At 39.6% G+C, this 26887-nt stretch carries 18 protein-coding genes and 1 riboswitch; of the genes, 3 read left to right on the forward strand and 15 right to left on the reverse strand.

The features are described 5' to 3' along the window. Positions 1 to 31 precede the first annotated feature (31 nt). Genes HMPREF1477_RS01765 through ribD form a run of 3 tightly spaced genes read right to left on the reverse strand, consistent with a single transcriptional unit; the run spans position 32 to position 3109 of the window. Entirely contained in the window at positions 32 to 1234 is a 1203-nt protein-coding gene (locus HMPREF1477_RS01765; protein WP_016475601.1) for a bifunctional 3,4-dihydroxy-2-butanone-4-phosphate synthase/GTP cyclohydrolase II, read from the reverse strand. 17 nt (positions 1235 to 1251) lie between these two features. Then, complete coding sequence (locus HMPREF1477_RS01770; protein WP_016475602.1) at positions 1252 to 1908, reverse strand: riboflavin synthase; 657 nt, start codon at positions 1906 to 1908, stop codon at positions 1252 to 1254. Next, on the reverse strand, positions 1889 to 3109 hold the full coding sequence (ribD, locus tag HMPREF1477_RS01775; protein WP_051113436.1) for a bifunctional diaminohydroxyphosphoribosylaminopyrimidine deaminase/5-amino-6-(5-phosphoribosylamino)uracil reductase RibD: 1221 nt from the start codon (positions 3107 to 3109) through the stop codon (positions 1889 to 1891). Before ribD ends, HMPREF1477_RS01770 begins: the two co-directional genes overlap by 20 nt. Before the next feature lie 73 nt (positions 3110 to 3182). Beyond that, a riboswitch (FMN riboswitch) is annotated at positions 3183 to 3298 on the reverse strand. Between the two features lie 247 nt (positions 3299 to 3545). Between ribD and poxB the strand changes: the two genes are divergently transcribed. Next, positions 3546 to 5291, forward strand: a complete 1746-nt coding sequence (poxB, locus tag HMPREF1477_RS01780) for a ubiquinone-dependent pyruvate dehydrogenase (RefSeq protein ID WP_016475604.1) — start codon at positions 3546 to 3548, stop codon at positions 5289 to 5291. A 74-nt stretch (positions 5292 to 5365) separates the two neighbouring features. Here poxB and HMPREF1477_RS01785 read toward each other — a convergent pair whose 3' ends face one another. The 4 genes from HMPREF1477_RS01785 to HMPREF1477_RS01800 form a co-directional block, all read right to left on the reverse strand. After that, positions 5366 to 9091 (reverse strand): PolC-type DNA polymerase III, encoded by a 3726-nt coding sequence (locus HMPREF1477_RS01785; protein WP_016475605.1) that lies wholly within the window; start codon positions 9089 to 9091, stop codon positions 5366 to 5368. A gap of 2 nt (positions 9092 to 9093) precedes the next feature. Beyond that, on the reverse strand, positions 9094 to 10074 hold the full coding sequence (gene holA, locus HMPREF1477_RS01790) for a DNA polymerase III subunit delta (RefSeq protein ID WP_016475606.1): 981 nt from the start codon (positions 10072 to 10074) through the stop codon (positions 9094 to 9096). A 14-nt stretch (positions 10075 to 10088) separates the two neighbouring features. Next, a complete protein-coding gene (locus HMPREF1477_RS01795) occupies positions 10089 to 12104 on the reverse strand; it encodes a ComEC/Rec2 family competence protein (RefSeq protein WP_016475607.1) in 2016 nt (671 codons plus the stop codon). 136 nt (positions 12105 to 12240) lie between these two features. Beyond that, positions 12241 to 12870: a ComEA family DNA-binding protein gene (locus HMPREF1477_RS01800; RefSeq protein ID WP_016475608.1), complete on the reverse strand. Its 630-nt coding sequence runs from the start codon at positions 12868 to 12870 to the stop codon at positions 12241 to 12243. Positions 12871 to 13022: 152 nt separating this feature from the next. On the opposite strand from HMPREF1477_RS01800, the gene HMPREF1477_RS01805 reads away from it, so the two are divergent. Then, entirely contained in the window at positions 13023 to 14252 is a 1230-nt protein-coding gene (locus tag HMPREF1477_RS01805) for an aminopeptidase (protein WP_016475609.1), read from the forward strand. A 123-nt stretch (positions 14253 to 14375) separates the two neighbouring features. Here the strand turns inward: HMPREF1477_RS01805 and HMPREF1477_RS01810 are convergent, their stop codons facing one another. From HMPREF1477_RS01810 to HMPREF1477_RS01820, 3 genes are all read right to left on the reverse strand, one after another. Continuing rightward, the gene (locus HMPREF1477_RS01810; RefSeq protein ID WP_005377547.1) at positions 14376 to 14855 is read right to left on the reverse strand and encodes a dCMP deaminase family protein; all 480 of its coding nucleotides are present in this window, start codon (positions 14853 to 14855) and stop codon (positions 14376 to 14378) included. A gap of 83 nt (positions 14856 to 14938) precedes the next feature. Then, positions 14939 to 17407, reverse strand: a complete 2469-nt coding sequence (leuS, locus tag HMPREF1477_RS01815; protein WP_016475610.1) for a leucine--tRNA ligase — start codon at positions 17405 to 17407, stop codon at positions 14939 to 14941. An 80-nt stretch (positions 17408 to 17487) separates the two neighbouring features. Next, the gene (locus tag HMPREF1477_RS01820; RefSeq protein ID WP_016475611.1) at positions 17488 to 19107 is read right to left on the reverse strand and encodes a glycosyl hydrolase family 18 protein; all 1620 of its coding nucleotides are present in this window, start codon (positions 19105 to 19107) and stop codon (positions 17488 to 17490) included. Between the two features lie 131 nt (positions 19108 to 19238). Between HMPREF1477_RS01820 and lgt the strand changes: the two genes are divergently transcribed. Then, positions 19239 to 20066, forward strand: a complete 828-nt coding sequence (gene lgt / locus HMPREF1477_RS01825) for a prolipoprotein diacylglyceryl transferase (protein WP_016475612.1) — start codon at positions 19239 to 19241, stop codon at positions 20064 to 20066. A gap of 98 nt (positions 20067 to 20164) precedes the next feature. Here lgt and trmFO read toward each other — a convergent pair whose 3' ends face one another. Genes trmFO through HMPREF1477_RS01850 form a run of 5 tightly spaced genes read right to left on the reverse strand, consistent with a single transcriptional unit; the run spans position 20165 to position 26885 of the window. Continuing rightward, complete coding sequence (gene trmFO / locus HMPREF1477_RS01830; protein ID WP_016475613.1) at positions 20165 to 21481, reverse strand: methylenetetrahydrofolate--tRNA-(uracil(54)-C(5))-methyltransferase (FADH(2)-oxidizing) TrmFO; 1317 nt, start codon at positions 21479 to 21481, stop codon at positions 20165 to 20167. Continuing rightward, on the reverse strand, positions 21474 to 23792 hold the full coding sequence (gene topA, locus HMPREF1477_RS01835) for a type I DNA topoisomerase (protein ID WP_016475614.1): 2319 nt from the start codon (positions 23790 to 23792) through the stop codon (positions 21474 to 21476). The genes trmFO and topA overlap by 8 nt, the downstream gene beginning before the upstream one ends. After that, on the reverse strand, positions 23782 to 24918 hold the full coding sequence (dprA, locus tag HMPREF1477_RS01840) for a DNA-processing protein DprA (RefSeq protein ID WP_016475615.1): 1137 nt from the start codon (positions 24916 to 24918) through the stop codon (positions 23782 to 23784). Before dprA ends, topA begins: the two co-directional genes overlap by 11 nt. Continuing rightward, on the reverse strand, positions 24902 to 26473 hold the full coding sequence (locus HMPREF1477_RS01845; RefSeq protein WP_016475616.1) for a YifB family Mg chelatase-like AAA ATPase: 1572 nt from the start codon (positions 26471 to 26473) through the stop codon (positions 24902 to 24904). The genes dprA and HMPREF1477_RS01845 overlap by 17 nt, the downstream gene beginning before the upstream one ends. 10 nt (positions 26474 to 26483) lie before the next feature. Beyond that, entirely contained in the window at positions 26484 to 26885 is a 402-nt protein-coding gene (locus tag HMPREF1477_RS01850; protein ID WP_005379862.1) for a YraN family protein, read from the reverse strand. Positions 26886 to 26887: the final 2 nt, after the last annotated feature.

Below are 26887 nucleotides of genomic sequence, written 5' to 3' on the forward strand. Positions count from 1 at the left end.
TAGTTTACATATCTAAGTTAGTAAAGAAAAATTAGTCCTCTAACATATGACCCATTTTTTCTTCTTTTGTTTTTAAATAGCCTGCATTAAATTTGTTGGCAGGAATAATGAGAGGTACACGTTTGTGTACATCAACACCCCAATGTTCTAATCCATGGCGTTTTTCAGGGTTATTCGTCAATAAACGGATACTCTTAATACCTAAGAAACGAATAATTTGAGCCGCTAATGAATACTCGCGCATATCTGCAGGGAAACCTAATTGTTCATTCGCTTCTACTGTATCAAGACCTTGTTCTTGTAATGCATAGGCTTTAATTTTATTTGTTAAGCCAATACCACGACCTTCTTGACGCATATAGACTACAACGCCTTTGCCTTCTTTTTCGATGGAGCGTAATGCATTTTCTAATTGTTCACCACAATCGCAACGTTTAGAACCAAATACATCCCCTGTTAAACATTCGGAGTGAATACGTACAAGTACATCTTCACAATCTTGTACATCGCCCTTAACGATTGCAAGATGCTCTTTATGATCTAAATCATTTTTAAATACGAAGATATTGAAATCGCCAAATTTTGTTGGTAATTTGGAACAAGCGCCTAATCCGATCATATCTTCATGTTGTTTACGATATTCGATGAGTTCTGCTACGGACGCAATTTTCAAGTCATGTTCCTTAGCAAATTCGATTAGATCCGGTAAACGTGCCATATCACCATCATCTTTAGTGATTTCACAGATAACAGCAGCCTCTTGCAAACCAGCAAGACGACAAAGGTCTACAGAGGCTTCCGTATGACCTTGGCGTACGAGAACGCCACCTTCTTTATATACCAATGGGAAAACATGACCAGGGCGACGGAAATCAGCAGGTTTTGCATTAGGATCCAATAGTTTTTGAATCGTATAGGCCCGTTCTGCTGGGGATACACCTGTTGTTGTATCTACATGGTCTACAGTAACAGTAAACGCTGTTTCATGGTTATCCGTATTCTTCGTAACCATTACAGGAATGCCAAGACGTTCTAAAGCTTCTCGTCTCATTGGAGTGCACACGATACCACGTGCATATTTAACAAAGAAATTAATGTTTTCTTGAGTAGCAAACTCGGCAGCGATAATTAAATCCCCTTCATTTTCGCGACTTTCATCATCAACGATAATAACAGGTTTACCAACTTTCATATCTTGAAGAACTTCTTCAATTGTATTCAATGTATAATTCATGGAGACAACTCCTCCTTTTACATAAATCCGTTCTCTACTAATAGAGATTCCATGGATTTTTGAGACTTACTTGTATGTGTAGGCTCATCTAATGTCATAAAATGACGAATATAACGGCCTGTAATATCTGTTTCTAAATTTACCTCTGTACCAATCGACGCATGGCCTAGCACAGTTTCGCTTAATGTATGTGGAATGATAGATACGGAAAAGGTCGATTCAGTTCTCTCCATAATCGTTAAGCTAATGCCATCGATTGTAATAGATCCTTTATAAATGACGTAATCCATAATCGATTTTGGAGCAGAAATAGTGAAAACAATGGCATTATCTGTTCGTTTCATATTGATAATGCGACCTGTACCATCCACATGACCAGCCACGATATGACCTCCAAACCTTCCATTAGCAGCCATAGCGCGTTCGAGATTAACGGGTTGATTTACCTTTAAATTGGTAAATGTCGTCATACTTATTGACTCTGGCATAACATCTGCAGTAAATTGGTGATTTCCAATAGATGTGGCAGTTAAACAAACGCCATTAACCGCTACAGAATCGCCAATTTTTAAATCGTCAAAAATTGTATTGCCACCGATCGTCAATAATAAGGATTGAGCACCCTTTTTAACGTTTACTATTTTGCCAACTTCTTCAACGATGCCTGTAAACATAGGAGCCCTCCCTTCCTAAACGATAGGATTCTATACGAATATTATTATCTAGTATTCGCGAACTAGCAAATTCAAGTGTAGGCGCCTCATGTAATGTAGCAAAACCAGTACCACCTACAGCAGATGTACTATTCGCGCCCCCTATGACAAGATTGCCTATATAGGTAACAATTTTATCAAAGGCCAACGATTCAACAAAGGAACTGATAATGGTGGAACCACCTTCAACAAGCACTGATGTGTATTCTTGTTCCCCAAGATGTTCCAAACACGCTTGAATATCTATCTTCTTAATATCTATAGCTACATCAGTGGTACGTCCTTGACGCACCGATTTTGTTGGGAGTTCTTCTACAATCGCTCCAACATTAGCCAAAGCAATTCTACGCTGTTCTGGACAACCTTTCGCTACATAAATGATAACCTTGCGATTTGGTATCGTAAATACCTTTGCATCCGTTGGCGTACGCCCCTGACTATCCAGAATAATAATATCTGGCTGATGCACCTCTAATGTATTATCTATGGAGACATCGTGTCTGTCGATAATTGCTTCATATAATTCATCTCTAGTGAGCCTACAATTAAGCAATGGATCATCAGCCAAGATGGTACCAATACCAACAAGCATCGCATCATGAGACGCTCGCAATATATGTCCGTCCTTACGGGAACTTTCATTCGTAATCCATTGAGATTGACCTGTGAAAGTAGCAATTTTACCATCTAGGGACATAGCACTTTTTATGGTTACAAACGGTTTATGTGTTTGAATAAATGTAAAGAAATGTTCATTCAACTGAATACATTCATCCACACATACATCTGTAGTTACCTCTATACCTGCCTCAGTAAGAATTTGAATGCCCTTACCAGCCACTAGTGGATTTGGATCGGTACTACCAATCACAACGCGAGCAATACCAGATTCAACGACACGCTTTGCACATGGCGGGGTCTTACCATAATGCGCACAAGGCTCAAGGGTTACATATAAGGTAGCCCCCCTAGCATTGTCTCCCGCGGCATCTAACGCATGCACTTCCGCATGGGCCTCACCAGCCTTATGGTGATACCCTTCGCCAACTATTGTATTATTTTTTACTACGACGGCACCAACCAAAGGATTGGGCGATGTATGTCCAGTTGCCATTTTCGCTAGAGAAATGGCACGCTTCATATATAATTCGTCGTTCATCATAATACCTCAATAAAAAAAGGACTATAAACATAGTCCTTGGGTCATCATATATACACATACAAAATATATGTGCTATTGTCTTTTCTCATCCAGACTCTACTGTCGGTATCGGAATTGCACCGATTCATGCCATATAGCTCGCGGACTATAACCGCCGGTAAGGAATTTCACCTATCCCCAAAGACTTATCATATTAATTTATATGTTTATAGTACCACTTTTATGATACTTTCGCAAGATTATACATTTGTATATGAGAAAACTTATTAATATCCATCTCAATTATATAGCACTTTTAGAAATTGAACTAATTTTGTGATGTATACAATATATTGTGATAAAAGTCACATAATATGCATTCATAAGATACTACTATTTATAGTATACAATGAATTATATTTTTAAATAACATTAATTATCATATAGAGGTGATAATATGGCAAAAAAACGTATATCAGATGTACTCATAGAGGTATTAGCTAACGCAGGTATTGAAAGAATTTATGGTATTACTGGGGATAGTTTAAACTCGGTAAACGATAGTTTACGTCGTAATGGGAAAATTCAATTTGAACATGTGCGCCACGAAGAATCTGCAGCCTTCGCTGCTGGTGCAGAGGCTCTATTAACAGGTAAATTAACCGTATGTGCTGGTAGCTCTGGCCCTGGTAATCTCCATTTGATAAATGGTCTATTTGATTGTCATCGCAATCGTGTACCAGTGCTCGCTATTGCCTCTCATATTCCACAATCCGAAGTCGGTCTCAACTATTTCCAAGAAACACATCCAGAAAATTTATTTAAAGAGTGCTCTTGTTTCTGTGAACTCGTTTCTAATCCAAAGCAAATGCCTGAAATCCTATTCCGCGCCATGAATGCCGCAGTTGGCAATCGCGATGTAGCCGTAATCGTTCTACCTGGTGATGTGGCCGTTATGGAAACAGAAATTGATGAATTACCTACATGGCATGCGCCTAAATTGCCACGCGTAATTCCTCAATCAGAGGATATTCTTGAAATGGTCCAACATATAACCAATGGCAAACGCATTACACTTTTCTGTGGTGCTGGTTGTGCCGGTGCACATGACGAAGTGGTTGAACTTGCTACTAAATTACAAGCCCCTGTTGTACATGCTTTCAGAGGCAAAGAATGGGTTGAGTGGGATAATCCTTATGATGTCGGCATGACAGGTTTGCTTGGTTATACATCCGGTTACCGTGCTATTGAGCAATGCGATACACTAATCATGTTAGGTACCGATTTCCCTTATCGTCCATTCTATCCTGAAAATGCTAAGGTAATTCAAGTAGACATTAATCCATCCGCCCTAGGTGCACGCGTTCCATTAACACAAGGCATCATAGGTTCTGTGAAAGATACATTACACGAACTACTCCCTCACCTTACACAACGAGATGATACAGAATTCATCGATACCGTTCGTAAAGCATACACTAAATTCCGCAATGATTTGGACAGCTATGCTGTTGCTGAACCTGATGGCGTAGCAATTCACCCTCAATATTTCGTAAATCGTCTTAATAAATTGGCTGCTTATGATGCCATCTTTACATTCGATGTGGGTACTCCTGTTATCTGGACAGCACGCCATGTCAAAACAAATGGAAAACGTCGTATCATTGGATCCTACAACCACGGTTCTATGGCCAATGCAATGATGCACGCAATAGGCGCTCAAAATGCATGTCCAAATCGCCAAGTTATCTCCCTATCTGGGGACGGCGGTTTCACAATGATGATGGGCGAAATGTTGTCATTAAAACAATTAAATCTTCCTGTGAAAGTATTCGTATTTAACAATGAAGAACTTAGCTTCATTGCCATGGAAATGAAAGCATCTGGTTACCTAGATTATGCTACAGACTTTGTAAATCCTGACTTTGGTAAACTTGCCGAAGCTGCCGGTATCAAAGGTATTAGCATTACAAACTCTAGCGAAGTAGATGAAAAAATCAAGGAAGCTCTAAACTATAATGAAGGTCCTGTTATTATCAATGTCCGTGTAGATAAACAAGAACTTGCTATGCCTCCAAAAATTGCATACCAACAAGCAAAAGGCTTTAGTAAATACTTGATCAACGCCATCCTTGATGGACGTGGTACAGAACTTAAAGAAATGGCTAAAACTAACTGGATGAAATATAAATCCTTATACTAAAATCTGCCAAAATAGTTAAATTGCAAAACTTTCAAAAAAAAGGTGTCATCAAACGATGACACCTTTTAAATTTATTAGCCAAACAGCGACATTTGTTCGTCCTCTGGCAAATCACCACAGCATTTAAGTGCTTTCATTGTTTCAATGATGGTAGCAGATACCTTACAACGACGTTGCAAGTCTTTTAAGGATGTAAACGGTTTTGTTTCCCGTTCTTCTACAATCGCATCGGCAACGGTTTCACCAAGTGAATCGATAGCTAAGAATGGTGGTAATAGTGCGCCGTCCTTAATGCTAAATCGGCGAGCACCGGAATGCTGAATATCTACGTTGATAAAACGATACCCCCGTTGATACATTTCCATGGATACCTCCAAGGCGGACATCAAATCCTTTTCTTTAGGGCTGGCACCACGGTCGAGCGCTTTGATACGATTAAATTCTTTCAATTGTGTATTCAAATCACCGGTCATGATGCGTAAATCAAAGGCTTTTGCACGTATAGAGAAATAGGCCGCGTAAAATGCCAACGGATGGTATACCTTAAACCACGCAATACGGAATGCCATCATAACGTAAGCAACGGCATGGGCACGTGGGAATAGATAGGAAATCTTTTTACAAGACTCAATAAACCATTCAGGAATATTATTTTCTCGCATTTCTTTTTCAAACTCCGTAGTCGCTTGGCCTTGTTTATTTCTCTTTTCGATGCCCTTCCCTTTACGAACATTTTCCATGACGAAGAAACTGTTTTTCTTATTCATGCCACGATGAATCAAAAAGTTCATTACGTCATCACGAGTAGAAATGGCTTCATTCAATTTACAAGTACCATTTTTAATGAGTTCCTGTGCATTATCGAGCCATACATTCGTACCGTGGGAGAAACCAGAAATACGAACAAGATCAGAGAAGGTTTGTGGCCGTGAATCTTCTAGCATGCCCCGTACAAATTTCGTGCCACACTCCGGTACGGCAAGGCTAGCTACTTGGTCCCCTTGCAATTGTTCAGGCGTCAATCCGATACCCTCTGTTGATGAGAATAGGCTTAGCGTTCTCGGATCATCAAAAGGAATCGTCTTCGCATCAATACCGGTCAAATCCTCCAACATACGAATAATCGTTGGATCATCATGGCCCAGAATATCGAGTTTTGTCATACGCCCTTCAATAGAGTGATAATCAAAGTGAGTCGTTAATACGCCACTCTCTTTTTTATTGGCCGGATGCTGAATCGGCGTAAAGTGATGCACGTCCATATCACGAGGACAAACCATGATGCCACCCGGATGTTGTCCTGTCGTATTTTTTACATTTGTAAAACCTTTTGCGAGATGTTCAAGGAATCCACTGCGAGCCTGAATATTTCTAAGCTCTGCATATTTCTTTACATACCCAAATGCAGTCTTATCTGCAATGGTACCAATGGTACCGGCCTTAAATACATTATCACGGCCGAACAGTTCTTCCGTGTATTTATGGGCCTTCGCTTGGTAGTCGCCAGAGAAGTTCAAATCAATATCTGGAACCTTATCGCCTTCGAAACCAAGGAAAATAGCAAATGGAATGTCATGGCCATTCGTCTGTAATGGATGACCGCAATTAGGACAGTCACGACGAGGTAAATCGAATCCACCGGCGTATTCACCATTTTCATAAAATTCCGACCACTTACATTCAGGGCAAATATAATGTGGTGGCAATGGATTAACTTCTGTAATTTCCGACATGGTCGCTGCAAAGGACGAGCCTACAGAACCACGAGAACCTACGAGATAGCCATCATCTAGCGATTTTTTTACTAGCTTATGTGCGATATAGTATAAAACGCCATAACCATTACTGATGATACAATCGAGCTCATAATCTAGGCGTTCTTGTACAACACGAGGCAATGGATCACCATAAATCTTCTTCGCATTTACATAGCACATTTCTGTGAAAGCTTCATCGGCCCCTTCGATTTTAGGCGAATATGTACCGTCTGGGACCGGCTTAATATCTTCTATGCTATCATTGATAGCCCGTGTATTCGCAACAACAACCTCATATGCTTTTTCCTCGCTTAAATATGGGAATGAAGCTAACATTTCATCGGTAGTACGCAAATGTAAATCCGGTTGTTCATCCGCATCAGGGAACCCACAAGCGGTTAACATAATCTCACGATATATCTTTTCCTCTGGCGTTAAATAATGGACGTCACAGGTAGCACATACGCGTTTATTGAGGGCTTCACCCAATTCAATAACCGTCTTATTCATATCGATAAGAGCTTGTTCATCTGGAACAATCCCCTTGCGAATTAAGAATGTATTATTTGTATGTGGTTGAATTTCAAGATAATCATAGAATGACGCAATCGTTAATAACTCCTCTTTAGAAGAACCTTTAACGATAGCTTGCATCAATTCACCAGCTTCACAGGCAGACCCTATAAGAATACCTTCACGATGCTCTTCAATGATAGAACGAGGCAAACGAGGTCTCCGTTTATAGTATTCCAAATGGGATATGGAAATCATTTTATACAGATTACGTAAGCCCACCATGTTTTGAGCTAACAAAATAATGTGATAACGAGGCGCTTCATCTTTTCGTTTTACAACGTCTAAGGATAATTCCTTTTCTAAATCCGCATCATCAACGAGATATCCTTCAACGCCATAAATAACCTTAACACCAAGTTCTTTACCAAGTGCTTGTGCTTCAGGAAAGGCTTGTACAACACCATGGTCCGTAATAGCAACCGCAGGATGGCCCCATTTTTTGACAGTTTTAAATAAATCCTTAATCGATACGAGTGCATCTTTATCACTCATCTTAGTATGAAGATGAAGCTCAACACGAGAATCTGGTCTGTCCTCTGTCCGTTCATTTATATTGTCTTCTTCGATAGCTTCGATACTACGTATAGATAAAATATAGTCCTTATCAAATCGATCATCAAAGTTGACACTACCTTGAACACGCACCTTTTGCAATTTCTTTAATTGCTTTAATAAGGCATCCCCTTCTTCTGGATTATTCGTAAATTTGATAAACTTCATACTGTTCGTATCATCTACGATACTGCCATTTACGATACTTTTACCAGTCCTAGTATCGCGTTTATCAAGGCCAACGAACACACCTTCAAAAATAACACTTGGCGTTTCTACAGTGCCCATGATGCTAGAGGTCGTGCCCTCAATGCGTGGACCTAAAATCATACCCTCATCAGTTGGCGCATCCTTAGGAGCACGTTGTGGATATTTCTTGCCCCCTTTGTGTTGATATCCACTATTAGCTGAAGATGTAGATGATAAGCTACTAGATACAGATGGATTTCTCGTAGTTACAGACTCATACGATGTGGGGTCTGGATTAAAATAGTCCAATTCCACTGCATCCATAAATGGCACAAACTCATCTGCATAATCAATTTCATCATCATTATTGCCAGCAAAGGACTTTCCTCTCTCTGGCATGTTTTCTTCCTCTAATTTCTGACGATGCGCTTCAACGTCTTCAATAAATTCACCTACACCACAACCACCGGCATAGTAGTACGGTGCAAATTCTTCATCATCGTCATCTACCTTCCACGCAAAGCAGCAAGATGTAGTTGCATTGGTAGGAATCGTATCAAAGGAAATATTTTTTTCTTTGTACCAAGCAGCTAATCGCTCTTGTAATGACACCAATGTCTTAAACGCTGAATCTGCTGCTTGAATGGTTACCTGTTTATCATCACAATTCACATAGAAAGCAGGTTTACTATTCTGTTTTGGTACTACTCGATAACGTACTTTCATTTTTATCCCTTATACCCACAATAGGTCAAACATAAATCCCTAAATCGCCACATATCCCCTTTGCTTGTGCGACTATCTAATATAACCTCATATAATCCTTTTAAGAGTGCTTTTAAAGCCTTTATAGAAATACGAGAACTCGCTTCATAGGCCAGTTTTATAGGGTACGGTTTATAAGAGGCCCCATTCTCTTTACAAAAATTTTCTACCTGTTTAGCTGTCATACCAGCAGCACGACATTCACTTACCAATAATTGGAGACGCAATTGTCCTTCGATATACCCCATAGCGCGGTCGATTTCTTTATAGCTAAACATAAATGGAAATAATTCTAATAAAGTATTCACATCTTGTTTTAATAGTGCTTCTTTAAAGGTAAAGATATTTTTAGCCCCATAATTACTACTATGTTCCATTAAAAAAGGCCTGTCGATTTTCTTATGATTCCCTAATAAGAGAAAATATCGATCAAACTCGGTGCGCATAAAGGCAACAGGCACATCTTGCCATAACTCCAATAGGTGAGATACATAATCATGTCCATCAGGCGTTAGCGTATATCCATTAGATGTGCAATACTGACGTATCCACATCAATAAATCGTCACCTTCTAATCGCTTACATTCCTTGTTAGGAATCGATTCTAATATCTTTTTATTTTGTTTTAATCGTTTATCAACCATATCGTGATAGATAATAAGTACTGGATTATCACCGGTATAATTCATCAGTAAATCAGCCAGTGCATCCCATTCTTGACTCTCTTTTTGTCCTGCTTTTTTTAAGATAGGAGGATTGATAAGACAAAATACCTTGGCATCGCCAAACAAAGAATCCTCCATCAATTGTTCTGATATTTTAGAAGGACCTGCTTCATCATGCAATACGCGTACATCTAGATTTTTATGAGATAAGAAAAATTTTTGTTTCTCTTCTTCTATGAGTTGTGGTTCATTACCATAGATTAGATATACTTGATGCATCGCTAGTCCTCCTTTCATAATCGATAGTCCGGAATATATTGATAGCCCCATAAATGAACATGTTCCGCATCTGGATCAATGTCTCGCATCGCGCCTCGAGGCATACTAACAAGCACAGGCCGACTCGGATGTAACGCTACAATTTGATTCACCATATACGACTGAGATGTAATCAAAATAGTGTTCCTCATATCATTTAATTGTAGTTTTTTTTCACCATTTTGTCTATTATAGACCATCACAGACGATATATCATTTTTGTATAAAACAGTATTTTTGCCCGTCGATTGAAATCGTTGAACACGAGCATTTTTTAATGGAATACCAAAACTTTGGAGTCCATTTCTTACGCGTATTTCACTAGCTTTCATAGGAATAGCATCAGGCGTATCAATATATACCATAGCCGTTTTTTCATAAGGCTTAACAATGATGAATGCATTTGACTGTTTCATAGGTATAATATGCAAAATCGTTTCATTCCTATATAAGATGCCACTATAAGCTATAGCAATTATGCCAATTCCCATGAGTACAATTCCTTTGGTGAAATTTCTAAATCTAAGCTTTAATGAGACTAGATTAATATATAGTAATCCCACACATCCATAGTATAACACCCCTAATGTGGCAGAAATGGTACCTATCCACCATAGACATATAGAACTGTTAGCGAGATGCGCATTTGCATATAAACAGATAGTTAATATCCAGTCGATTACGTTCCACACCATACCTATTGGTATAAGTAAGGATATTATAGTACAACCAAATAACATAACAATAGCTATATCAAGTAAAGGTGTAATAATAATAGCTGCAAAAAGACTTGCTAAACTCAAATAGTGAAAGTAATAGAGCTGGAACGGTATCAATAAAAGCTGTGCACTGATGCAGAGTACTAGTGGAGCTTTCACAATCGGTGGCAATACTGTGATCCATCGATATAATGGCATGCCAAATAATAAGAGCCCATAGGTAGCTCCAAAGGATAGTTGAAAGCTCACGTCTAATATAAGTAACGGATCATATAGTAAAAATAGTATAGCCGTCACTCCTAATCCTTGCTTCGCCGTATACATACGGCCCTTTACATAGGCTAAAGCAAGCCAAATTCCCATTATTGTAGAACGCACAACAGGTGCACTGAAACCAACCACTATACAATAAAAGATAGATAGTATAATACCACCCATCATAGCATAACGTTTCCTGATACGACATACTCTGCATAGGCCATATACGATAGAAAATAACAGTGCAATATGGGAACCCGATATAGATAAAATATGAATGATACCAGTGTAGCCAAATTGACGTAGCACATCTTGACCTAATTCTCCATAATGGCCTCCTAGAACTAATGAAATTCCAAGCCATTTGGTTGTATCTGATAGATACTGCTCCATCAATACTTCAACAGCTCTACGCATGGAATCAATTATGTGAAGACAGCGTTGATAATAACCGATATAAGAATCTATCTTATACTGTTTTAGAGCATGTAAATCCACCACCTTATAGGTACCATCAAACATGGCACCCATATCTTCATTACGAATTGCCTTATTTCGCTTATCAATAGTGCCTCTCGCTTCTGTCAAATAGAGAGATTTAGGCGTACCATGAACGATAATCGAATCCCCCATATGAAGATGTGTAGAATTTTCTTGTATTGTTACTCTAATATGCCCATCGGCCTTAATATGCACGCCTTTTGCCGTATCCTTGTGTGGCACTAACCCTAACAATATAGCACTAAATGATCTATATTCTTTCCCATCAATCACTTTTAAATCTACCGGAGAATCAATGAGTAGTGCATATTCGCCTTCTTGTGATAAAAAGAATTTAGTGTGCCCTACATACTGATTAATTTGATGGTTTACATGTAAAAATGATATGCCACTTAATGCACAAGAGACGATGCAGGTTACAACTATATATTTAATTGACAAAGACGGTTGTAACCTATAGCGAACCACAGCTTTAACCAATGTATATAGTAGATAGCCAGCAGCACCAAACATACAATACCAACTCATATCGAGCAATACATAATGCGAACTATAGGCACATAAAATGCCTAGTATGATACCACTTAGAATATAATGGGCTATCTCCGAATAGGTGATCAGCATATTCAGTGTCAAATAAATAGGTAAATTAGACTGTAATTTTATCGCGTATCTTCTTAAATAATCCATCGCCGATACCTTTGACGTGCTTGATATCCTCTATAGATGTAAAAGTACCCTTACTTTGACGATACTCTTCAATCCGTTTTGCCATAGTTGGCCCAATTCCAGGCAGTGAATCGAGTTCTTTAACGGTAGCCGTGTTAATATTAATCTTTTGATTTCGTAGTAATGATTCAGGATTCCCGTGAAAGTTAAATTTGATGTGAATATGTTGTCCGCCTGTCACAGTCTCTGCTAAATTGATAGACTCTACATCTCCATATGGTAGTGCACCTCCAGCCCCTTTTATAACATCGCCAATTGTCGAGCTAGATGCCACCTTATAAAGACCTGGCGATTGAATAGCACCCGTTACATACACAATAGCATCTGTACCTTCAGTATGTTGTTCAGGTTGAACTACACCATTATTAGCATGAATAGAATTACTTTCATGATGATTAATGCTATTCACGTCTGACGTATTAGCCGCTAATACAGACGAATCTGGCATTGTTGTGCTTCCTTCTGTTATAATAGGCCATAGGAAATAAATTCCTACTAAAATACACAGGATTATTATAATCCACTTATGTGACACTATCATTTGTTTCATATGGTCACCTCCTACTATTAGAGTTTCCATATACAACAAATAACTCCTACTTGTGACTCTATTAGTCACATAAGCAGGAGTTTTCAAAATTATATCGAATTAAAGGAACATACTTTACCGGTATATCCTATTACTATGTTAAGGAGTCTATAATGAATCAAGAATTATTACGTAAATACGCCCGTACTTTATTGCAGTCTGGCGTTAATTTACAAGAAAAGCAAACACTCATCGTATCTGTTGACGTAGACAATAAAGATTTTGCAGTCATCGTTACGGAAGAAGCCTATCAATTGGGTGCCAAAGAGGTTATTATCAATTGGCGCCATACCCCAATTACACGACAACGCTTATTACATGCTGAAGCGTCGGTTCTAGAAACACCGGCTAAATGGATTCCTGTATATTACGAGCAATACGTAGAGGAAAAAGCTGCCTTTTTATCACTTATCAGTGCCAATCCAAAGGCGTTAGCAGGAATTCCTACAGAGCGCATTAGCTTAAACTCACGCAATCTCAACAAGGTCCTATCCTTCTACCATACAGCCATCATGAACTCATCCGTAACATGGTGTGTAGCCGCTGTACCAACAGTGCTTTGGGCTGAACTTCTTGGCTATGAAGGATCAGATGAAGAAAAACTTAACCAAATCTGGCTTACATTACTAAAGTTATGTCGTCTCAATGATGTAGAGGCAAAAGAAACATATGCGCATCACATGGCTAAGCTACGCCATCGTCGCGAAGCATTAAACGCTCTTGATTTGAAAGCATTGCGATACACATGTGAAAATGGCACAGATTTACTTCTCGAATTACCAGAAGACCATATTTGGCAAGGTGGCGAAGAGTTCTCCAAAGAGGGTATCAAATTTAATGCCAATATACCTACGGAAGAGGTATTCTGTGCACCTCAATGGAATGGTGTAAATGGTAAAGTAGTTAGTACAAAACCACTTATCTACCAAGGCAATCCTATTTCTAACTTCTCCTTTACTTTTGAAAACGGTAAAATTGTTGATTACACGGCTGAAGAAGGATTAGATATTCTTAAAGAACTCATCGAAACAGACGAAGGCTCTCAATATCTTGGTGAAGTGGCCCTCGTGGACCACTATAGTCCTATTAGTCAATCTAACATGATTTACTATGAAACATTGTTTGATGAAAATGCATCCTGCCATTTAGCAATCGGTGCAGCCTATCCAACTTGTCTAAAAAATAGCGACGGCCTTTCTGAAGATGAACTCAAAGAACGTGGTCTCAACCACTCCCTCGCTCATGTGGACTTTATGATTGGTCACGAAAACATGAATATTAAAGGCATTACAAAAGACGGCCAACAAGTAGATATCATGATCGACGGCCGCTTATTGGTATAACACACAACATATAAAAGGGATGGTACATCCTCCGTAAGCTCCACCGGCCGGGTCTGACTCCGGCCTTCGGCCTCCGCAGGGCCAAAGTCGCTTTCGAAGGATACGCCATCCCTCTTTTATCTATTATAGTGTTATTTCCAATACGCGGCCCGTCGATTGATATTCGATAATATCTACACCGGCCGTCTTTAGCATACGTTTTGAAGCCTTAACCTCTTTAGTATCTTTATACAAATCATCTCGATAAATAACGGCCTTTATGCCGCTTTGGATGATAGCTTTCGCACATTCATTACAAGGGAATAGTGTTACATAAATCTTAGACCCTTCTAAAGAACCACCGCGATAGTTTAGAATCGCATTTAATTCACTATGAACGGTATAAAAATATTTATTATCATCCGCCGTATCCCGTTCCCACGTAAAATCATCATCACTACAATTTAAGGGCATGCCATTATAACCAATGGATAAGATCTTATTATCATTGCTGACGATACAGGCCCCCACTTGTGTATTAGGATCTTTGGATCGTTGCGCAGCCAAAATAGCAACGCCCATAAAGTATTCATCCCAAGAAATATAATCGCTACGTTTTGCCATAATAACCTCTCTAGATAATAAAGCCCCCTTCTACTTATGTAGTTGGGGGCTTTCATTATATTAACAAATCATATATAGAAATATTATTTTACAACGATATTCACAAGTTTACCTGGTACGTAGATAACCTTAACGATTTGTTTACCTTCTGTAAACTCTTGAACACGGCTGGATTCTTTAGCCAATGCTTCCAATTCTTCTTTCGTAATATTCACAGAAACAGTTAATTTATCGCGAACCTTACCATTAACTTGAAGAACCACTTCTACTTCATCTACTTCAAGAGCAGATTCTTCGTATGTTGGCCAGTTCATAGTATGAACGGATTCAGTTTCGCCAAGTTCATGCCACAATTCTTCTGTAATATGTGGTACGAATGGAGCTAATAACAACACGAGATTATGTGTTAACTCATTAGCAAGATCAGCATTTACGGATTCTGCTTTGTCCTTGTGTGCATACATAGCATTAACAAGTTCCATAATCGCACTAATTGCCGTATTAAAGTTGAAGTTATTATCTAAATCTTCTGTAACCTTTTTAATAACACGGTGTAATTCGCGGCGTAATGCCACTTCGTCTTTAGTAAGGTCACCCGTATGATTTTCTTTTGCTGCTTGGTCATACGCATCAACAATACGCCATACGCGACCTAAGAAGCGATAGGAACCTTCAACACCTTGGTCACTCCAATCAAGATCGCGGTCAACTGGTGCTGCGAACAAGATGAATAAGCGCGCTGTATCAGCACCGTACTTATTGATGATTTCTTCTGGAGAAACCACATTGCCTTTAGATTTAGACATCTTGCTGCCTTCTTTAAGTACCATACCTTGTGTCAAAAGACCACGGAATGGTTCGTTAGCTTCGATAAGGCCTAAATCATGGATAACTTTCACAAAGAAACGAGAGTATAACAAATGCAAGATAGCATGTTCAATACCACCGATGTATTGGTCAACGTTCATCCAGTAATTAGCAATTTTGGAATCGAATGGTGCTTTATCGTTCAATGCGTCAGTGTAACGCAAGAAGTACCAAGAGGAATCGATGAATGTATCCATAGTATCTGTTTCACGACGCGCAGGGCCACCACATTTAGGACATTTAGCGTTCATGAAAGCTTCTGATGTTGCCAATGGGGATACAGCACCGGATTCAAATTTAACATCTTCAGGAAGACGTACAGGCAATTCTTCTTCTGGTACGAGTTGTTCACCACATGTATCGCAATATACAACAGGAATTGGCACGCCCCAATAACGTTGGCGAGAGATAAGCCAATCGCGAAGGCGGAAATTAGTTTTACCTTCACCGATACCGCGTTCATGAAGTGCAGCCGTAATATTTTTACGAGCCTCTTCAGATGTTTGACCATCAAATTCACCAGAATTAATCAACACGCCATCTTCGTGGTCAGATTCTTCCCATGTATCGAAATTGTAGTTTTCACCATTGTGAGACACAACAGGTTTAATAGGCAAATCGTATTTATGAGCAAATTCCCAGTCCCGTTCGTCATGAGCAGGAGAACCCATAACGGCACCAGTACCATAATCTACGAGAACATAGTTAGCAATCCAAATAGGCACTTGTTCGCCAGACATAGGGTTTACCGCATAGGAACCGGTAAACATACCTTCCTTAGGTGCTTCTGTAGACGTGCGGTCGATGTCGCTCATGTTGCGCATACGCGTAATAAAAGCATCTAAATCAGTTTTGTTAGGTGCATTTTCAATTAAACGTTCTACATATGGATGTTCAGGAGCCAATACAACGTAACTTACGCCGTAGATTGTATCTACACGAGTCGTATATACGGAAATACGTTCGTTAATGGATGGCACATCAAAAGAGAATTCTGTACCTTCAGAGCGACCGATCCAATTCTTTTGCATCAATTTAACGCGTTGAGGCCAACCATCGAGTGTATCGAGATCATCTAACAAGCGATCTGCATATTCAGTGATACGGAGGAACCATTGAGATAAATCTTTTTTCTCTACAGGATTATCACAACGCCAGCAAAGGCCATCAATAACTTGTTCGTTAGCTAATACAGTGTGGCATGTTTCACACCAGTTAACCTTTGCTTCTTTTTTATAAGCTAACCCTTTTTTATAGAATTGTTCGAAGAACCATTGTGTCCATTTATAGTAATCTTCTTTACATGTGGCAACTTCACGGTCCCAATCATAGGAAAGGCCCAATGCTTTTTGTTGCTTTTTCATGTTCTCAATATTATCAAGAGTCCAGGTTTTAGGTGCAATACCATGTTTGATGGCTGCATTTTCTGCAGGCATACCAAAGGAATCCCAGCCCATTGGATGCAATACATTAAAGCCATTCATTTTCTTAAAGCGCGCTACTACGTCGCCGATGGAATAATTGCGCACATGACCCATATGCAAATTACCAGAGGGGTATGGGAACATTTCTAATGCATAGTATTTCTCTTTACTTTCGTCATATTCAGTTTTAAAAGTATGGTTCTCATCCCAGTACTTTTGCCACTTTTTCTCAATATCTTGGGCTACATATTTTTCGTTCATGTAGGTGCCTCCTCAAATCTGTTTGTGATTCTAATTAATAGTATTATTGTACTACTTAGTACCATAAACCGTCAATTTATCTACTTCTTTACTACTTGAACAGCAGGAACAATAGACGCTATATCATTATCAATTTTTTGTTTTTCATTGGTAGTCTTAGCATCTGCTTTTGCACGTTCTTTAGATGCTTTAGCTTCGGCTTTCGCCTTTTCTTTTGCCGCTTTAGCTTCTGCTTTTGCCTTTTCCTTAGCCGCTTTAGCTTCTGCTTTTGCTTTTTCTTTAGCTGCTTTTTCAAGAGCCTTACGTTCAGCCTTTGTTAATGGTTTTTCAATAACAGGCTTAGGAGCTTCAGCAACTGGTGCTGTATTAGGTACTCCTTTACCTAAATCAACGCCTTGAATCATTGTAATCGTATTATCATCTTCAAAGCCTTTGCGCCAAGCAGCAAAGCCGGCCAATTGTAATTCTTTCACTAGATTTAATTTATATCCTAAGGATTTATTATCTTCAAACCAAATCTTATCGGTACCACTAGATGTTGGAATAGCTGCATAATAAGATTTTAACGTATCATTCCAAATAATATTCGATGCGTAATTTGTGAAATAAGATGATTCATTTTTAATGGCCAATGTTTCACCCCGTGCCACACCGCCTGATTCATGCCAAATTCTAGTGTAGAATGGAATGCCAAGAACAAGCTTATGACTTGGTACCTCTTGCAACATCTTCTCAGCATGATCGCGTACCCAAGGATAACTTGCAACCGGTCCTGCTGTAGTACTCTTGGCCCATGTTTCGTCATAAGCCATTAAAACGACATAATCTACACTGTTAGCGAAGGACTTACGGTCATATACAAGAGACCAATTTGGACTATTAGAATATCCCGTTACATCTACAGAGGATTGAATATTATACTTATGTAATTCGTCAGCTAAGTATGCTACGAATCTTGTCAATTTATCACGGTCAGAATAGTCTACATTTTCAAAGTCAAAATTATATCCATCAAATCCATAAATATAAGCGTATTGAATGAGATTTTGAGCGTATTTCTTCCACACTGCTTCATCGGCTAAGATACCACTCGTAAAATCTGGATCAAAACGATTTGTAATAAGCGGCCACACATGATATCCGTTGGCCTTGTATGCTTTCACATAATCCACATTAATATTAGGACTAGATTCTAAGCCAAGGCTATGCAATTTGAACCAACTTGGAGAAATGATGTTATCTCCGCTGACATTCAATTTTTTCGCATACGGCGCATCTTGGTTAGGCCATGGGTCAAAGGCCCAAGATAGAGGTCCTTGGACAGGTTTATTTTGCAATACTTGCATCGTCTCTGGTGCGGCGGTCAATTGAACGTGGTCACCATCCTTTGTATAGGTGACGCCTATCAACGGTGTTGCATTTTCTACATCAACATACTCGGCACCATCCCGTTTGGTAATCGGTAATTTAACCGGCTCTCCAACGGCTTTAGGATTCATCGTAATGGTTGTACCATTCAGTTCTAACTGTGGTACATAAATTGTATAAGAGGTCTTATACTGATTCGCCTCATAATTACGGTTGGTCGTATTTAAATATTGTTGTAATGGCACCAATACTTCAGCCTGTACAGTATTACCAGAAATACTAGATAATACAGCAGCTGCCAAGGTAGTGACCATAGCAAATTTACGTAACATGTATGTCTCCTATAATTTATGCTGACTAGCTTTTGTTTACATAACAATTCCTATATTATATCATACATATATCGACACTTATAATTTCTATGCTTATAAAAGCATGAACGTTTATTCATAAAGGAGTTCATATGCATCAATATCTATTTTTCATAGGCGATTTTCCGATCAGGGCCTACGGTGTCATGTTAGCACTAGCCATCATTAGCGGTGCCTCTGTAGCCTATTTCTTACTCAAAAAAGACGGTCGTGGATGGCACGAGCACATTGTCGATTTCTCCATTACAGTCGCTATAGCAGGTCTTATAGGCGCCCGCTTATGGGATGTATTTTTCTTCGATTGGCATTACTATGGCAATCATCTCCTCGAAATTCCTTTCGTATGGCAAGGCGGCATGGCCATTCAAGGAGGCGTTGTACTCGGTACATTAGCCGGTTATTGGTATCTAAGAAAACATAATATCGATTTCTGGGCCTTTGCCGATATTTTTGCGCCAGCCCTCATTTTAGCTCAATCGGTTGGGCGTATGGCTAACCTGTTTAACGGCGATGCCTTTGGTCATCCTACGGGTGGAAATTTTGGTATTCTCTATCCTGAAAGCACCCTTGCATACCGCACCTATGGTAATCAGCCATTATGGCCAGCTGAAATTTGGGAAGGCCAAATCGATATTCTAATCTTCGTGATTTTACTACTCTTTAGCTCATTTAAACATGCTAAAGGACAAGTGTTCGTTCTATACGCTATCTTGTATTCCGCAGCGCGATTCTGCTTAGAATTCTTACGCGGTGATTATGTAAACCTCACAATGGGACTTAAATCAGCACAGATGACGAGCCTCATTGTTATGATTGTAGGTATCTGTTTATTTATCTACTTTGGTTATCTAGATAAAAAGCAACAAACTGTAGCAGAAACAGTGCCAGAAGCACCACAAAAACAAAAGAAACGTAAATAATAAAATCCTTCATTCACGGATACACAACATCCATGAATGAAGGATTTTTTATATCTATTCAATTATTCTATAGATAGACTATGAGCGACAAGCATCATTTACAGTTGTTCTTGTGCCTTTAATGCGTCAAGTTCTTCTAATGCACGATTGGCAATGAGAGCATTTTTCTCTTTTTTCTTACGAATTCGTTGAGGCCATGATTCCATAATACCAAAATTAACATTCATAGGCTGGAAATTAGATCCTTCATAGGAAGATATATAATGGCTCAATGATCCGATAGCCGTCGTTTTAGGGAAGTCGATAAATGCCTTATCATCAAGGTATCGTTTTACCTGTAACCCTACCATGAGTCCTGATGCGGCTGATTCAAGATACCCTTCTACACCTGTCATTTGACCTGCAAAGAATAGTCGATGATCAGACTGTAATTGGAATGCATGATTGAGCAATTCTGGAGAATTGATATACGTATTACGATGCATCACACCATACCGAATAAATTCTGCATTTTCAAGGCCAGGAATTAAACCAAATACGCGTTTTTGTTCGCCCCATTTTAAATGAGTTTGGAACCCTACGAGGTTAAACATAGTCCCCTCTTTGTTTTCTTTACGCAATTGAACAACTGCATAGGATTCTTCATTGGTACGCTTATCCACTAAGCCTACTGGTTTCAATGGACCATAACGCAATGTATCCTCTCCACGAGATGCCATGATTTCCACAGGCATACAACCTTCAAAATAGATTTCCTTTTCAAAATCCTTAGGCTGTACGGCTTCAGCATGGGTTAATTCGTGCCAGAAGTGTTTATACTCTTCTTCATTCATAGGGCAATTAAGATAGTCCGCATCGCCTTTATCGTAGCGAGACGCAGCAAATACCTTATCATAGTTAAGAGACTCTGCGGTCACAATCGGAGCTGCTGCATCATAGAAATAAAATCCCGTATTGCCGGTTAATTCTCTAATGGCATCGCCTAGTGTTTCAGATGTTAATGGACCAGAAGCAAAGATAACCGTTCCTTCTGAAGGAATAGATGTTACCTCTTCATGATGCACTGTAATATTAGGGTGACTTTTAATCTTATCAGTTACCATAGCACTGAATAGATGACGGTCAACCGCTAAGGCACCACCAGCAGGTACAGCTGTTGCATCTGCACATTCCATAATTAACGAGCCTAAGCGACGCATTTCTTCCTTTAGTAGACCAACAGCATTCTCTATATTACCAGCGCGCAAGGAATTGCTACACACTAGTTCAGCAAACTGATCCGTTTGATGGGCTGGAGAACTCTTTACAGGACGCATTTCATATAAATCGACAGTAACACCACGATTGGCAAGTTGCCAGGCTGCTTCAGAACCGGCTAAGCCAGCCCCTATAACAGTAACTTTATGTTCACTCACTCTTTGTATCCTCTTCTTTCTTTACTGACTCATCAGACTTTTTCTTTCTCGTTTTCTTAGGCGGTCTAGTTGGACAGGTTTCATTGGAGCAGAATTTCTTCGTCGTACCGTTTTTATACGTTTTTTCAACGATAATGCTACCACATGTATCGCAGAACTCATGAGTTGGCTTATCCCATAACGTAAAATCGCATTGTGGATAACGATTACAACCATAGAAGATACGACCACGCTTAGATTTCCGTTCTACGATTTCCCCTTCACCGCATTTAGGACAAGCAACACCGGTACCAACCGTAATCGGTTTAGTGTTCTTGCATTCTGGGAAGTTAGAACATGCTAAGAATTTACCATAGCGACCGAATTTATAGACCATAGGATGACCACAAAGCTCACAGGTTTCATCACTTTCCATGGATGCAATTTGAATTTTGTCTACATCGCTAGCATCATCCAATTCTTGCTTAAATATATTGTAAAAATCAGTCAATACCTTCACATACGTATCCTTACCATTAGCGATGGCATCGAGCTCCTCTTCAAGCTCCGCAGTAAACCCAGTGTTGATGATTTTTTCAAAATAGTCCACTAAAAAGTCTACTACTACAAAGCCGAGTTCTGTAGGTATGAATTGTTTATTATTTGTTTCTACATAGTTACGGCTAACGATAGTATCTATAATTGGCGCATAGGTACTTGGGCGGCCAATGCCTAATTCTTCCAATGTTTTGATAAGGCTTGCTTCAGAATATCTAGCAGGCGGTTGCGTAAAATGTTGTTCTGGGTCGATAAGTACAGTTTCCACCACATCAGATTTCTTCAACGCTGGTAATTGTGGCGTATCTTCTTTCTTACTATCTTCATAGACTGCACTAAATCCAGGGAATAACACACGAGAACCAGTTGCCTTAAATGTATAAGTATCATCAATATCTAGTTCAATGGTAGTGGACTCATTTTGTTGTGGTGCCATTTGGCTAGCCATAAAACGATTCCAAATCAGTGTATATAACTTTAGTTCATCGCGATTTACAAATGGTTCTACCATTTTAGGTGTCAATTCAAGAGATGTAGGACGAATGGCTTCATGCGCATCTTGAGCTGATTCCTTCTTACCATATACATTCGGTTTAGCAGGGCAATAGTCATCGCCATAGGTTCTCTTAATATAGTCTCTTGCCTGTTCTTGCATATCTTTGGATATACGTGTAGAGTCTGTACGCATATAGGTAATTAAACCTACGTGACCATAAGAACCGATTTCCAAACCTTCATATAAATGTTGAGCAATCATCATGGTCCGTTTAGCCCCAAAATTAAGCTTACGAACACCATCTTGTTGCAATGTAGATGTGGTGAAAGGCGGAGCTGGTTTACGGCTTCGTTTACTTTTCTTAACAGATGTAACAGTAGCCGTATGGTCCGCAATAGCCTTTTGGATTGCTACTGCATCTGCTTCACATGTAATATCTAGTTTGTCGCCCTTTACATGAGTTAGTTCAGCGGCAAACTCTTCATTAGTTTTCGTCTTAAATTGTCCTTCAATAGACCAATATTCTTGAGGTACAAAAGCTTGTATTTCACGTTCTCGTTCACAAATGAGACGTACAGCTACGGATTGAACACGACCAGCGCTCAATCCTTTGCAAACCTTTTTCCATAATAGAGGGCTTAATTTATACCCTACAATACGGTCTAATACACGACGTGCTTGCTGTGCGTCAACCATGTTCATATCCACAGTACGTGGATGCTCTAAGGCCTCTGCAACAGCAGTTTTCGTAATTTCATTAAAAGTAATACGACAATTAGATGTGATATCTACGTTTAGAATGTACGCTAAGTGCCAAGAAATAGCTTCCCCTTCGCGGTCCGGGTCAGTTGCGAGCAATACGGCGCTACTTTCATCGGCATGGGCCACCAAATCATCAATCACCTTTTTACGTGCAACCAGATTACTATATCGTGGGGTAAAGTCATGATCAATGTCGATACCCATTTGAGATTTAGGCAAATCCCGAAGATGGCCCATACTGGCTTTCACAATATAATTAGGGCCTAAAAATTTCTCGATAGTCTTAGATTTAGCCGGTGATTCCACAATGACAAGGATTTTACCATCCGGATTATATACGCGAGGTTTACGTTGCTCTGGTGGCATCGATGTAGCAACAATCGATTTGTCGCGTACAATACCAACTGGTGTCAACGCTTCTTTTGCTACCTTTTTATTAATCGTAGTCTTTTTCTTTTTTGTTTCTTGTTTTGGTTCTTTCGGTTCCCCAATAACGATAGATCGTTTAATGGACAAGTGCATCACTCCCGATTATGTTAATATAGCCCTTAGAATGAACATTCTCAATCATATGTTTCATTTCAAGGTCTAATAAAATACTTTGTAATCGTTGTAATGGAATGTGTGTTTTCTTGATTAAATCGCCTACACTAATACATTGATCGGTAGGAATTGTACTTAACACGACCTCCCATTCCACCTTAAAGCTTAACACATCGGACCCTTGCGTATCAACTACACGGGGCTTTAACTCATAATCCTCGATTATATCTTGTGCTTTCGTTAATATATTAGCCCCTTGGCGCATGAGCCAGTGATTGCCCTCCGCTACATTGCTTAAAATACTGCCAGGCACCACATAGATTTCACGGCCTTCATTGGCGGCCATATCAGCCGTTATCAGAGACCCACTGCTCGCCTTGGCCTCTACTACGATGATGATTTGTGAAAGCCCACTAATAATGCGATTCCTTGCGGGAAAATGGACACCTGACGGCGGTGTACCGGGAGGATATTCTGATACTAATAAACCATTGTTCTTAAGAACGGCATCAAATAACCGTTTATTCTCCGGCGGATATACAATATCTAAACCACATCCCATTACAACGATCACTTGTCCCTTTGCCGCTAAAGCACCTTCATGGCTATGACTATCTATTCCCCTCGCACCACCACTGACTATGGCTACATTATACGCAGCTAGTTCCTTACCTATCCGCAGTGCCACATTGCGTCCATAATCGGAACATTTTCGAGCTCCCACCATGGCAATTTTCATCGTTTCATCATCTAACAACGATACATTTCCTCTCACAAATATGACGGCTGGTGGATTGTATATCTCTTGCAAATGCCCAGGAAATAATACGTCAAGATACGTAATATATTCTATATGCCAGTTCTTAAGAGCCTTATAGATAGTCTGTAATCGTTCATCGGTCGCCTCTTTCTCGATTTGCCTATATTTTGTGGACGGAATGCCTAGTATTGTCGTTAGGTTCTTACGATTTTGTAAAGCACACCATGCCTCATAAGGATCTCCAAACTTTTCGACTAAATCACGTATCGTAGCCGCTCCTAGTGAAGAAATACTCTGCATAGCAGCAATGTAAAAATTACTTTCATACTGTTGCTCCATCATGAACTCCTATCCTCGACACATGATATGGAATGTGCCGATACATCATCGCTTCTGAAATATGTTCGTTTTCTATATATAAGGACCCATCTAAATCTGCAATGGTTCGACTCACCTTCAGCAATCGATCAAAGCTACGCCCTGTAAAATGAAATCGTTCATATACATCTCCTAACAAGCCCCAGCAATCATCGCGTATATTACAAAGTTCACGAATAGCGCCATGTGGCAAGGCACCATTTGACTTAAAGGGTTGGTCTTGGAAACGTTCTAATTGCATCTGGCGCCCTTGCTCCACGAGTTGTTTCATATCCGCACTGCTCATAGAATCAGAATCCATACATAACATATCGTTAAAACTAGGTCTCTCTACAAGGATGAATAGATCTATGCGGTCCAATATAGGTCCAGATATTTTATGCTGATATCTTTCTAATTCTGTAGAGCTACAAACACACTCCTTATGAGGGTCCCCATAATATCCACAAGGACATGGATTTGCGGCGAGTATACATATAAAATCTGCTGGATAGTCATAACTATTTTGTAACCGATTCACAGTAATCATATGAGATTCTAATGGTTGACGTAACGCATCTAATACATAGCGCGGAAATTCTGGTGCTTCATCAATAAATAGAACCCCTTTATGGGCTAATGTAATTTCTCCCGGTTTTGCATTACTACCGCCCCCTATGATGCTCGCCAAGGTTGCTGTATGGTGAGGACATCTAAAAGGCCGTTTAGCAATCAGCCTATTCTTTTCAAGCAACCCCGCCACATCATGAATGCGTGTTGTTTCTAGCCGCTCCTCCCAACTTAGAGGTGGTAAAATGGTTGGTAATCGTTCTGCCAACATAGTTTTACCAGATCCAGGCGGACCTATCATCATCACGTGGTGAACACCAGCAGCAGCAATAACCATGGCTCGTTTTCCTAGTTCTTGGCCTTGTACATCCTTGTAATCAATGAGGCTGTTGACCGCGTCATTACAATCGTCATCAACAGTTTCTACACGATATTCATCCGGTCGCATTACAAGTTTCACAATATCCGCCAATGTATGTGCACCATAGGATGTAATTGCTTCGATATTGTGCAGCAATGATACATTATCCGAACTTGTAAAGATTGTAAGTAGCTTATCATCAAGTGCTTTCATAGCCATACTAAGAATGCCTTGTGTCTTTTTCAGACTGCCATCTAATGATAATTCGCCTATAAACAGGGTTGATTGTAATAATTTTGTTAGTTTAGGTTTGCGTAGCCTAATTTGACCTGATGCGGCTAATACACCTATTGCTATGGGCAAATCTAATCCGGAACTACTTTTTCTGACCTCTGCAGGCCCTAGATTAACAACAATACGACGCATAGGAAAATCAAATCCACTATTTTTAATGGCTGCCCGTACGCGTTCTCTCGATTCTTTTACAGCTTGATTTGGGAGTCCCACAATGTCAAAGACAGGTAGCCCTTGAGATATGTCCACCTCTACTGTTACAACGACGCCATCTAAACCATCTATGGTAGCACCATAGACCTTTGCATACATAATGGACCTCCTACATGAAACACTGAGGCATATAGTGTACAGTGGCCTTAAAATCCTCATGTACATATACCTCAACTACATCAAAGGATAGTTCCTTCCATTTGCGATTCTGGGCCCGCAAATCCCGTATAAAATACATAGCTGCCTGCTTAATATGCTTTTGTTTACGTTTTGAAACAGCCTCCCGTGGCAATCCATGGGTGACACCACGACGCGCCTTGATTTCAATAAAATGATAGGTCAGCCCATTTTTGGCGATAATATCGATTTCACCTACCTTTGTTTTGTAATTGGTCGTTACAATTTTTAATCCTTGTTGCTCAATATACTGTCGAGCAATATCTTCTCCCCAATTACCAAGAGCTTTTGCATCTAATAGGTTACAATTTTGTTCACAATTCATCGTATTCATGA

This window comes from Veillonella sp. HPA0037, assembly GCF_000411535.1.
GTDB classification, from domain to species: Bacteria; Bacillota; Negativicutes; order Veillonellales; family Veillonellaceae; genus Veillonella; species Veillonella atypica.

What these genes read in the sequence shown, in the direction of transcription:
- HMPREF1477_RS01765 (WP_016475601.1), bottom strand. Translation starts at nt 1,234, where the DNA reads ATGAATTATACATTGAATACAATTGAAGAAGTTCTTCAAGATATGAAA.
- HMPREF1477_RS01770 (WP_016475602.1), bottom strand. Translation starts at nt 1,908, where the DNA reads ATGTTTACAGGCATCGTTGAAGAAGTTGGCAAAATAGTAAACGTTAAA.
- ribD (WP_051113436.1), bottom strand. Translation starts at nt 3,109, where the DNA reads ATGATGAACGACGAATTATATATGAAGCGTGCCATTTCTCTAGCGAAA.
- poxB (WP_016475604.1), top strand. Translation starts at nt 3,546, where the DNA reads ATGGCAAAAAAACGTATATCAGATGTACTCATAGAGGTATTAGCTAAC.
- HMPREF1477_RS01785 (WP_016475605.1), bottom strand. Translation starts at nt 9,091, where the DNA reads ATGAAAGTACGTTATCGAGTAGTACCAAAACAGAATAGTAAACCTGCT.
- holA (WP_016475606.1), bottom strand. Translation starts at nt 10,074, where the DNA reads ATGCATCAAGTATATCTAATCTATGGTAATGAACCACAACTCATAGAA.
- HMPREF1477_RS01795 (WP_016475607.1), bottom strand. Translation starts at nt 12,104, where the DNA reads ATGTTTGGTGCTGCTGGCTATCTACTATATACATTGGTTAAAGCTGTG.
- HMPREF1477_RS01800 (WP_016475608.1), bottom strand. Translation starts at nt 12,870, where the DNA reads ATGAAACAAATGATAGTGTCACATAAGTGGATTATAATAATCCTGTGT.
- HMPREF1477_RS01805 (WP_016475609.1), top strand. Translation starts at nt 13,023, where the DNA reads ATGAATCAAGAATTATTACGTAAATACGCCCGTACTTTATTGCAGTCT.
- HMPREF1477_RS01810 (WP_005377547.1), bottom strand. Translation starts at nt 14,855, where the DNA reads ATGGCAAAACGTAGCGATTATATTTCTTGGGATGAATACTTTATGGGC.
- leuS (WP_016475610.1), bottom strand. Translation starts at nt 17,407, where the DNA reads ATGAACGAAAAATATGTAGCCCAAGATATTGAGAAAAAGTGGCAAAAG.
- HMPREF1477_RS01820 (WP_016475611.1), bottom strand. Translation starts at nt 19,107, where the DNA reads ATGTTACGTAAATTTGCTATGGTCACTACCTTGGCAGCTGCTGTATTA.
- lgt (WP_016475612.1), top strand. Translation starts at nt 19,239, where the DNA reads ATGCATCAATATCTATTTTTCATAGGCGATTTTCCGATCAGGGCCTAC.
- dprA (WP_016475615.1), bottom strand. Translation starts at nt 24,918, where the DNA reads ATGGAGCAACAGTATGAAAGTAATTTTTACATTGCTGCTATGCAGAGT.
- HMPREF1477_RS01845 (WP_016475616.1), bottom strand. Translation starts at nt 26,473, where the DNA reads ATGTATGCAAAGGTCTATGGTGCTACCATAGATGGTTTAGATGGCGTC.
- HMPREF1477_RS01850 (WP_005379862.1), bottom strand. Translation starts at nt 26,885, where the DNA reads ATGAATACGATGAATTGTGAACAAAATTGTAACCTATTAGATGCAAAA.